Genomic DNA, 9144 nt, shown 5'->3' on the forward strand with positions numbered 1-9144 from the left:
CTTCTTTCGTCTTAATTCACGATGGGTATTTGTAAGATCACGGTACATCCGGATCCGTCCGGGGTGCCGTCGTGCACGTCAACACGTGCCTGGGGATTGTCCTTCATCATCAGCGATAAGCGCTCATCCGTAATCCGCGTGGCCAACGACCGGTGCGCATCGTGCGCTTTGCGTCGTTTGGATTCCGCCAGGCCAATGCCGTTGTCGGTAATGGTACAGACCAGCAACTTTTTGTCGACGGCTGCGCTGAACCGGATCTCCAACAGTCCCGGCTGGGAGGGCGGCAACGGTTTTAGCCCATGCTCTACGGCATTCTCTACAAAAGGTTGGATCAGCAACGGCGGTATCAATAGAGCGGTGTCGGTTTCTTCATCACACACGATGTGGTATTGAAAGCTGTTGTTCAACCGCAGCCGTTGCAGTTCCATGTAGTTTGTCAGCGTTTCGATTTCTTCGGCCAGCGAGATGGCTTCGGTCCGCGATTGTTCCAATACCTGCCGCGTAAGTTTGGCAAACTTGCCCAGGTAGGACACCGCCTGGGCCGTGTCTTTTTGCAGCATCATACTTTGAATATTGCCCAACGCATTGAAGATAAAATGCGGGTCCATCTGGGAGCTCAGCAGCCGCCTTTCCAGCGCAAGCTTTTCCGCCAGGCTCTCGAGCGTCTCCTTTTCCAGGAGCTGCAGTCTGAGTGCATTGTTGGCTTGCTGCTGTTGCGAAATATCTTCGCGGTTTTGGTAGTACCGCTGCCGGTAGTAATAAGAGCGATACATAAACACCAATCCGATCAGCAACACGATGGCGATGCCGTAGCCCAGCAGCTGGTTCTTTCGCTGAAGCTTGTTATCCTGCTCCAGCTCCTGGATCAGCGAGGTTTGTTTTTCGGATTCAAAACGCGCGTCGGCATACTGCTGCGTCCGCTGCGTCGATTCATCGTACCGGAGCTTATTGTACTCGGCGAACGATTGATCATACTGATAGTACGACCAGTAATTTTGTTGCCGGGCCGCAATATCTTTCAGGGACTCGTAAAACGTAGCCAGGATCGCGTTGTCCTTATAGGGGAGTGTTTGCTGATACGCGATTCCTTCCTTGAACAGCTCTTCGGCGATGGTATATTCTCCCTTTTGCATAAAGTATTGTCCCCGCAAGCCAATCGAGCTGCGGTAGATATTCTTCAGGTTGTATTGCCGTGAAATGGCGATCGTCTTTTCCAGGTTGAAGAGAAAAGCATCCTCGTCGATGGGCTTCGGACCATTCATATACAGCACGGCAAGATTGACATACGCCACGCCGATGTTGCTTTTGCTGACGATAGACTCAGCATCTTTCTCCGCCAGGAGGATCGTGGTTCGGTAGAAGTCAACGGCCTCGGACCATTGTAGCCGGTCGTCGGGCTTGGCCTGGTCCAGCAGGTAACTGCCGACGGCCAGGCGTGCGTGCAGAATACTTTCCGGGGCGCCTGTTTGCATGGCGTACGAAAGTGCTTCGTCCGCATATTTTTTCACCTTCGCCTGTGAGCCGGACGCAAACAGGTAGGAAATATCCGAGCCGATGCGGGCGCAAAGATCATACGCTTCCAGCGCGGCGAAGAGCTTATACGCTTCCAGCAGATAGTCCAATGCGCGCGCGTTGTCTTCTATATAGGATTTGAGTGATCCCATGGCCATGGCGCTATACGCCTTTGCCCGGGGACTTTTTGTCTTTCCTGCTTCGATAAAGGCGGAGTCCGCGTAGCGGGTGAAGTCCTTCAGGTGCAACAGGCGCCTGTGCGTGAGCGCCAGGTAGGCGTAGCAGATGGACTTGTCTTCCGCGTTATGTTGCTGCCGGGCCAGTACCAGTGCCATCTGCTGCACGTTCAGGCTGGCGACGGTGTCTGTAAAGCGCTGCGCATAGCCCTCCATGGCCATGGTTTCGATCGGGGAGGGCTGGCCAACGGCAGAGAGGGGCAACAGCAGCACCCAGAAGACGACCATGGCAGGCAAGCAACAAGGGAGGATGGACCGACAGAAAAACGAGCGCATGATTCGGGTAATGAAGTGTCCAAATTACCCATTGTCGGAAGATTGGCAAACCTTGTACGCCTTCATTTTCAACGATTTGTCTCGGGAAATCGAATGGCTTCCGGAATGTCTACCGGGCGTGGCTGAATACAAGGCGAAAGCAACCGTTTGCCTATCCGGCTTGGTCGGCAGCCTTCCTATCCTAATCTTGCGGAGCAACAACGCTACCCATGAAAGGATACAGATACTTTACCGAGCAACGCAACCAATATGTTATGAATAGACGCTATGGATTTGCGTTGTTTATTTCGATCATTCTGGCGGTGTCCGGGTTCGGCGGGTATGTGGGGAACATGCCTTGGGTGATGTGGATGGCGGCTGGCGTCACGATGCTGTTTCTGGTATCGATCGGAAGGGAGTCCACCGTGATCGATCTGGCGCAGCGGGAGATGGTATTGACAAAAGGCTTGTTTGCGCGAAAAACCATCGTTCCGCTGGACGCCATACTGCAGTTTGAAATGGTGCGGGTGACGCACACCCTGATCACGGTAAACACCTCCCTGAACGTCTGGTATAGCCGGGACGGCAAGCCGAAAGTGGCCATGGTATGCAACGGCATCACCCGGCGCGCCATGCAGAATTTGCTCAATGAAATCGAGGAAATAATAAAGCATGCAGGACATTCGGCAACGGTATAACATCGTCGCGTCAGCAGGCTCGCTGTCGCTGAAGCCTTATTCGCACTTGGTGAGGCGGTCCCGGTGGCTGTTGGTGGCCGCGGGACTGCTGGCGTCGGTGACCCCCATCGTGCCCGATTCGATCGGTCAGGATGGCCGTCTCGTGCTGTACGTGTTGTCGGTTTTTTTGGCGTTGCACAGTCTGTACAATATCCTGGTAAAGGCAAACATTCGATATCTCTTTGATGCGTCGGCGAATGGCATCTTTAAGAGTGGTCTCGCAAATCAACATGAAAAGCTGATGCGGCTGGAAGATGCCGTTGTCTTTGTGAGCGAAGAGAGTGGCGGTTGGCACTATGCCTTAGGGGCTAAGAAAAGTCACTTCGTAAAAAGCTATTCGATCAGCGAGGAGTTCGGCGCGGGGCATGAGAGCCAGCAACAGCTACGGGCATACGAAGAGCAGATCCTGGAAAAGATCCATGCCCTGATCGCCAGCCAGCGGCCGGTGGAGCTTCCATCGCGTAGGTTTTAAAACAGGTATAGCATCGCTAACGTCCGGTGCCGGCAATTTTCCTCCCGTTGTTTGGGGAAAAAACATATCTTTCAGGAATATTTATTCTCGTGTTATATGATAGTTAAAGGATGACCTTGCGATATGCATGGTACATAGTGGTCCTGGCTTTAGGACTCCTGGGTTGTAAGGAACCGCCGGAAAAAACGACTGAGAATTATTCCGTCGTTCCGGCTAACGCTGGGGATAATGTTAAACTCCATACGTTGAAGAAGCTCTTCGCCAGGGGTGACTTTGACGGAGATGGGGGAGAAGATACTATTTTTCAGCACAATTATTCCAGGCTGACAAGAACTGAAATTGACAATTCGCCTGATCCAACCCAAAACGAGTGGGACACCGTTGTACAGTGGTTTGTCGACCGTGATGCCGACGTGTATCTGACCACGCATAAAAATAACCAGGACACATTGCATGTAGGACCTGCTCAGGGACTGTATTGTTTGATAAACATTGGCGACATCAATGCGGATGGAAAAGATGAAATTGCATTGGTGATTGACTACCTGGACGTTAGTAACGTGAACAGTTGTGAAATTTATTCTTTATGTAATAACAAGTGGACACGGCTAAAGCAATTTGGCGTGCATGAAGATGCGTTTAACGTTACGGCTGCCAAAACTCCAATTTTTGATAGCATTAAAGGCTATTTAGAAAAGCAAAATGGTACATGGGTATACAACGATTATTCACAAGGCCATGACGGCGCGAAAGAGGTAGGTGAAATGCTGGCGTTGAAACTCGATAAATGTAAATAGAATGGGACACAGAATAATCGAAGCTATTAAGACGCTTCGATTTTAAACAATAAGCACGACACCTTTAATACAAACTCATGAGCGAGAATTTGAAAGTATTTTACTTCGTCCTCATCGCATCCAACATGGTACATATAGTCCTATTGATCGTCTTAAATAAGAGGAGGATCATAAAACTCAGAGATTTTATTGTGAATTTTAAAGAAAGGGGTATGTTGTCCGATAAGGACTATCAGCTTCTTGATGGTAGGTACAACGGAATTTTTAGTTATCTGGAGTTTTTTCCAGACAAAGTAGACTTTGCAAATCTGTATGAGGATGAACCCTTTGCCCGATTTGTAGCGAAGACAAAAAAGCGATTGAAGATTCTTGCCATCGGAGCCGCGATTAGTATGACATTGACTTTCATTTTTGTACCGATGGGGAAGGAAATTCGAATAGGATGTACCTCAACGGGCCAGTTTCCGACAGCATGTATAGAATGAGATTTATCCCTGTATTGATATTCACGCTGATAGCGGGCGCTTGCTCTGACAAGAAGCAAGAATCACTTGGTCTGGCTGACCAGGACAGTACACGTATGATCCCAGGTGAGCCAACGGTAACCAATGTTAAAACCAAAAAACCACCCGCCGGACTCATCATCTCTAGCGACAACATCAGGATTTTTGGAGACACGACAATCGAAAAGGGAAAGATCTATCATTCTTCCATAAAATTTGAGCCCTACATCTCTTTTCAGGACTTTCAAACAGATAGTGTAGACATGGGCACAGCGAAAGCTACCCTGGACCTTTCCTCAAAAAAGGGCGCCGGTATGTTTAAAACAAGGATAAGGAACGCTTACAACGCGGATACAGTAAATTTTGCCGGACACTACACGTTTGCTTCGTGGGGTTGTGGTTCACCTTGTCAGCAGGCGGTGATTGTTGACAGAAGAACAGGGAAAGTTTACGATGCTCCGGGCGCCACACGAGGCTATTGCTTTAAACCAAATAGTAGAATGCTAATTGTAAATCCGCCAGATTCAACGGGATTTTATGACGATTGTATTTGGTGCAAACCAATAATCTATTTATTGGACGAGGCTACAAAGGAGTTTATGGAAAGGAGTCCAACCTTGAACCGGCCGCCACGATAGATGACGAACCTAAGAAATGATGAAAAAACAAATTATCTTAATTTCTTTAAGTCTGATTATTTTAGGCTGTAAAGAAAAAAATAAGACAAGGGAGAGTGTTATCATTCATGAAGAGAAGAAACAAAACGAGGATAAAGAGAATGTAAGATCCTATAATGTATCTCCGGAAGCATTGACGGGAGCTTGGTTTAAGGAGAAGGGAAGTAACGCTGTATTTGATATTTCTTATGACTCGATCTTTTATGTAGATAATCTAAAAAGTTATAAGTATCAAATTATTGCCGATACTATTAAGATAGATTTTGATGGATGGATTTCGAAGTCCTTGATTTTGAAAGTCACAACGGATTCACTACTTCTAATGGATCTGGAGGATAGATCAATTACTTATCTTCTTAGGGATTTTAAATCTGGGGAATGATTCTATGACTTTTTTGGAGATTTTTTGTTTTCAGCAGTTCGGTATCGGAAAAAAAGAAACAAGGGAAAGGACTGAATACTAGGGCGAATTAAATTTGTGTAATGCGGTACCTGCTGGCCTGGATAAAGTAGCAAACGATATAAAAATGAAGCAACGAAGCGTTTAAATGAAATGATCACGCAAGAAATAAAGATCGATCTGTTTGCGGACTACTTTCAATTCTACATCCAGGATGAGAAGGTTGACGGAAGTTTGTCCGAAGACTGGAATCAACAAACGCTAGACAGGCTTCTTGCGTTGGGACCAGGAATCATTACTGTCGGAACAGTGAGAAACATGACTGTGCCGGTAACAATTAAGCTGTTCGACAAAGAGCCGGATATGCTGAGCGAATTAGGCACGATAGGACAAATAAACGAATGTGACCTGGAAACAAGTTCAGATACGCTCGTAGTCGCGGGTTGTACGGACTATCTACCCGATGCCATGAGAATTAAAGTGAATACAGGAATTTACAGGGCGAGAATTTATTACGGAAATCTAGACGAAATAAGTGAAGATGGACTGGAGGGTGAGGACTTTTATGAAATTCATTTGTGGCCAACAAATGAAGAAAAGGAGTTGCAGATAATCAAAAGTAGAAAGACCGGCGCCTAACGTCTCCCATGGCATCCCCCAAAAACGTAAAAAAAATCCTCTGGTCCAGGACCTACCACGAAGATGTGGGAGAAAAGGACAGCGATGGATCTTACAATTACGCCTATTGCTACTACATCTATTTGTTTTCCTTGCCGGATCGTCGCACGCTACGCGTAAGACGATACACCGATACGCCCGGCCAATGCAGCTTGTTTATGGACCTGAAAGAGTTGACGAGAATGCAGGACACCGAAACGTTGGATCACGTTCATGCTATCATCAACTTTCTGATCGCAAATGAAGGCGTTAAAAATGTCGACTATTTCAGCAATGGCTATAAGTCGATTGATCTAACGAAGATTAAGCAGGACCTGAAGGCATTCACATTCGAAGAAGGGTTAAGAGAAAATAATACAGGCTTATGAGTGAAGATAATAGATACGACTTTTCGAAAATATTTAACAAAGTTCGGCCGATTCATGATCGATTGACAGACGATCTGATAAAAAACACACCGGACGAAGACGTAACGCAGCTGATAATCGACAGTATACAATTTAATAGCAAGAACAAATCCTACGGAGAAATATATGCTGGTTTGACTAGTGGACAAAAAATTATTTATTCAATCTATATTTTAGAAACGAAAATATTCAACGGTGGATTTGGAGGCTTCTATTTTAATACAGAATGTGAGTTAAATCAGTTTCTGGAGCCAAATCTTATCGCTATTGGTGCAAAATCGGTAGCAGACATTGTTAGGCGAGCGAACGAGGTATGCGAGTCGATTCTGGCGGACCAGGCTGAACCGGATAAATTTTATCCGTTGGATAAAGAATTTTATGAGGTGATTGAAGTGGACCGTTTGGAGGCGAGACGAGTGACGTATATTAGGGAATATAGGGAGCAATTTATTTCAGCGTAGGACTCTGTTGTTGATGTGTCTTTTCAAATCTTATTAAAATGCTATCTATAGGGCTTATGGATGGTGGTTCTCAGGTCCGTAGTTTCAGACAGCAAGAAAGTTCCGTTACTTCGGATTTTATACGTCTCCGTCAATATTCTGTTGGCAGTCTTACCAGGAATATAGCCCATCTTCCGCCGGCCCCGCTGTAGTCGTTGTAATGTTGAAGGTAGAATCATAAGCGAATCTGAAGATTTGGGGCAGGCGACTCAACCGTCCGACGCAAAAAAGCCCGCCGGACCATGCAACCATGGGGCGGGCAACGCTATCGACAAACTCCTAACTGTTGGAATGGATATAGCTCAGCTTCTGATCTCCCGTCGCATAAATAAGTAATAGGACAAGGCAAAGCAAACCATGGTGGCGGCGATCAGTCCGCTGACTTGTGGCCACACGATCATCAGGCTCTGTACAAACGGCAGCGGGGTGGGTATGGCGCCGGACATCTGCTCCATCGTAACGGGCCCGAGGCTGCGGATGGAGGGCATCAGCAGCGTGGTCGTTGCATCGGTATACAGTTGGCTGGGCGCCAGGCGCAACAGATTTAAAATGATCTCATTGTAGTGAAGAACATCACTTTCAGAAAGCGCGTGCGATCGGGGAATAAAAGCTTTGACGGCCAGGCTGATGACGATCTGATAGAACACGGTAAAAAACAACCAGATGCCGATGGCCGTAAGCGCCGAGGTGGCGGCTTGCCTGAATCGGATCGAGAGCAAGATGGAGAGACCCAGCCAAAACCCGACGTATACGACGCAGAGTACAATAAAGCTCAAGATTCGCAGTACTTCTTCGGGCTCCATGCGTACGCCGGTCAGTATCATGCCGCCGCCCGTCATCAGCATGGCCAGTGCCAGGAACAGCACGCTGAGCATCAGTAGCGCGCTCACAAATTTGGATAACAGTAAGTTATCCCGGTAAACCGGTTGTGCCATGATGCGGGTGAGCGTTCCACCCTGTTGCTCTGAATTGATCGCGTCGAAGCCAAGGCTAATACCCAGCAAGGGGCCCAGGAAATTAAGGAGCACGTGAAAAGGTGGTAGCGTACCGTCTGTTGTTGTCAGTAATTTCAGGTATAAAAATAAGGCATCCGGGTCCTTGGCGTTCGAGACGGCTGTTCGAATGTTACTGAGCGAGATATACATCGATCCCCAGAACGTGAGCAAAAGAAGCATTAACAGCACAATAAATCGCCAGCTGCGAATGTGGCCGGCAATTTCTTTTCGCACCATGACCCCGAAAGGGCTGGAGTTATTCAACGAGGTTACCAGATTTTTCATCGACTGCTGCTCCTGTTAGATTGTTTTCAAAATAGGTTTGATAGATTTCATCGAGGCCGTATTCCTTCCGGTGCACGCCGGTGACATCATATCCCCGCTCCACAAAAAAGCGAACAATGTCGGGTGTCGTATCGCTCGTGCACGTGATGTCGATGGTATGGCCGTCCACCGCCAGTTTTTGAACGGCGGGCAATTGAAGGAGGTCCGGTTCGTGTTTCCACGGTATAGTAAGTGCATGCTGAACCGTTACCCGAGTTTCGTAGTATCGTTCGGTAAACAGTTTTTTTGATAATGTATCTAAGCTGCCCTCTACCAGAAGCTTTCCTTTGACGAAAATGCCCACGCGGTCGCAGACCTGCTGCACCTGGTGCAGGTGATGTGACGAAAGTAACACCGTGATGCCTTTCTGACGGCTCAGCTGACGGATGAGGTCTAGGAAATCGCGTACGCCGCTGGGGTCGATACCGAGGGTAGGCTCGTCCAGGATGATAACGTCGGGCTGTTTGATCAGCACGTCAGCCAATCCCAACCGTTGTTTCATGCCACGCGAGTAGGCCGACGTCTTTTTATGGAGATCTTCGTTCCGAAGGCCTACCATGTCCATCATCTCGACGGCGCGATCGCGGACTTCGGAGCGCGGAATGCCGTTCAGCTCGCCGATGTATACCAGGTTTTCGAGCGCGGTCATGT

12 protein-coding genes are annotated in these 9144 nt (G+C 47.8%); 9 read left to right on the forward strand and 3 right to left on the reverse strand.

Annotated elements, in window-relative coordinates; all coding sequences use genetic code 11:
• Positions 1-11 precede the first annotated feature (11 nt).
• The gene (locus KK062_RS28270) at positions 12-2024 is read right to left on the reverse strand and encodes a sensor histidine kinase (protein WP_254087750.1); all 2013 of its coding nucleotides are present in this window, start codon (positions 2022-2024) and stop codon (positions 12-14) included.
• Positions 2025-2233: 209 nt separating this feature from the next.
• On the opposite strand from KK062_RS28270, the gene KK062_RS28275 reads away from it, so the two are divergent.
• The 9 genes from KK062_RS28275 to KK062_RS28315 all read left to right on the forward strand — a co-directional run bounded on the left by KK062_RS28275 (position 2234) and on the right by KK062_RS28315 (position 7135).
• A complete protein-coding gene (locus tag KK062_RS28275; RefSeq protein WP_254087751.1) occupies positions 2234-2701 on the forward strand; it encodes a hypothetical protein in 468 nt (155 codons plus the stop codon).
• Positions 2676-3212, forward strand: coding sequence for a hypothetical protein (locus tag KK062_RS28280; protein ID WP_254087752.1), 537 nt, complete (start codon positions 2676-2678; stop codon positions 3210-3212). Before KK062_RS28275 ends, KK062_RS28280 begins: the two co-directional genes overlap by 26 nt.
• A gap of 245 nt (positions 3213-3457) precedes the next feature.
• Positions 3458-4009: a hypothetical protein gene (locus KK062_RS28285; RefSeq protein ID WP_254087753.1), complete on the forward strand. Its 552-nt coding sequence runs from the start codon at positions 3458-3460 to the stop codon at positions 4007-4009.
• Positions 4010-4200: 191 nt separating this feature from the next.
• Positions 4201-4494: a hypothetical protein gene (locus tag KK062_RS28290; RefSeq protein ID WP_254087754.1), complete on the forward strand. Its 294-nt coding sequence runs from the start codon at positions 4201-4203 to the stop codon at positions 4492-4494.
• A complete protein-coding gene (locus KK062_RS28295; RefSeq protein ID WP_254087755.1) occupies positions 4491-5150 on the forward strand; it encodes a hypothetical protein in 660 nt (219 codons plus the stop codon). Before KK062_RS28290 ends, KK062_RS28295 begins: the two co-directional genes overlap by 4 nt.
• Positions 5151-5166: 16 nt before the next feature.
• Positions 5167-5571, forward strand: a complete 405-nt coding sequence (locus KK062_RS28300; RefSeq protein WP_254087756.1) for a hypothetical protein — start codon at positions 5167-5169, stop codon at positions 5569-5571.
• 171 nt (positions 5572-5742) lie between these two features.
• Positions 5743-6228 (forward strand): hypothetical protein, encoded by a 486-nt coding sequence (locus KK062_RS28305; RefSeq protein ID WP_254087757.1) that lies wholly within the window; start codon positions 5743-5745, stop codon positions 6226-6228.
• Between the two features lie 8 nt (positions 6229-6236).
• Positions 6237-6635, forward strand: coding sequence for a hypothetical protein (locus tag KK062_RS28310; RefSeq protein ID WP_254087758.1), 399 nt, complete (start codon positions 6237-6239; stop codon positions 6633-6635).
• The gene (locus KK062_RS28315; RefSeq protein WP_254087759.1) at positions 6632-7135 is read left to right on the forward strand and encodes a DMP19 family protein; all 504 of its coding nucleotides are present in this window, start codon (positions 6632-6634) and stop codon (positions 7133-7135) included. Before KK062_RS28310 ends, KK062_RS28315 begins: the two co-directional genes overlap by 4 nt.
• 341 nt (positions 7136-7476) lie before the next feature.
• On the opposite strand, the gene KK062_RS28320 is transcribed toward KK062_RS28315, so the two are convergent.
• Both KK062_RS28320 and KK062_RS28325 read right to left on the reverse strand, forming a co-directional pair.
• Positions 7477-8454 carry an ABC transporter permease gene (locus KK062_RS28320; RefSeq protein ID WP_254087760.1) on the reverse strand — a complete coding sequence of 326 codons (978 nt, stop codon included), beginning with the start codon at positions 8452-8454 and terminating at the stop codon, positions 7477-7479.
• A partial coding sequence (locus KK062_RS28325; protein ID WP_254087761.1) for an ATP-binding cassette domain-containing protein occupies positions 8426-9144 on the reverse strand: 719 nt, incomplete at its 5' end. The genes KK062_RS28325 and KK062_RS28320, both read right to left, overlap by 29 nt.

Source organism: Dawidia cretensis, assembly GCF_018598175.1.
GTDB lineage: Bacteria > Bacteroidota > Bacteroidia > Cytophagales > Cyclobacteriaceae > Ohtaekwangia > Ohtaekwangia cretensis.

Coding starts and splice junctions, on each gene's coding strand:
- KK062_RS28305 (WP_254087757.1), top strand. CDS start 5,743: ATGATCACGCAAGAAATAAAGATCGATCTGTTTGCGGACTACTTTCAA.
- KK062_RS28320 (WP_254087760.1), bottom strand. CDS start 8,454: ATGAAAAATCTGGTAACCTCGTTGAATAACTCCAGCCCTTTCGGGGTC.
- KK062_RS28310 (WP_254087758.1), top strand. CDS start 6,237: ATGGCATCCCCCAAAAACGTAAAAAAAATCCTCTGGTCCAGGACCTAC.
- KK062_RS28270 (WP_254087750.1), bottom strand. CDS start 2,024: ATGCGCTCGTTTTTCTGTCGGTCCATCCTCCCTTGTTGCTTGCCTGCC.
- KK062_RS28295 (WP_254087755.1), top strand. CDS start 4,491: ATGAGATTTATCCCTGTATTGATATTCACGCTGATAGCGGGCGCTTGC.
- KK062_RS28315 (WP_254087759.1), top strand. CDS start 6,632: ATGAGTGAAGATAATAGATACGACTTTTCGAAAATATTTAACAAAGTT.
- KK062_RS28280 (WP_254087752.1), top strand. CDS start 2,676: ATGCAGGACATTCGGCAACGGTATAACATCGTCGCGTCAGCAGGCTCG.
- KK062_RS28275 (WP_254087751.1), top strand. CDS start 2,234: ATGAAAGGATACAGATACTTTACCGAGCAACGCAACCAATATGTTATG.
- KK062_RS28300 (WP_254087756.1), top strand. CDS start 5,167: ATGATGAAAAAACAAATTATCTTAATTTCTTTAAGTCTGATTATTTTA.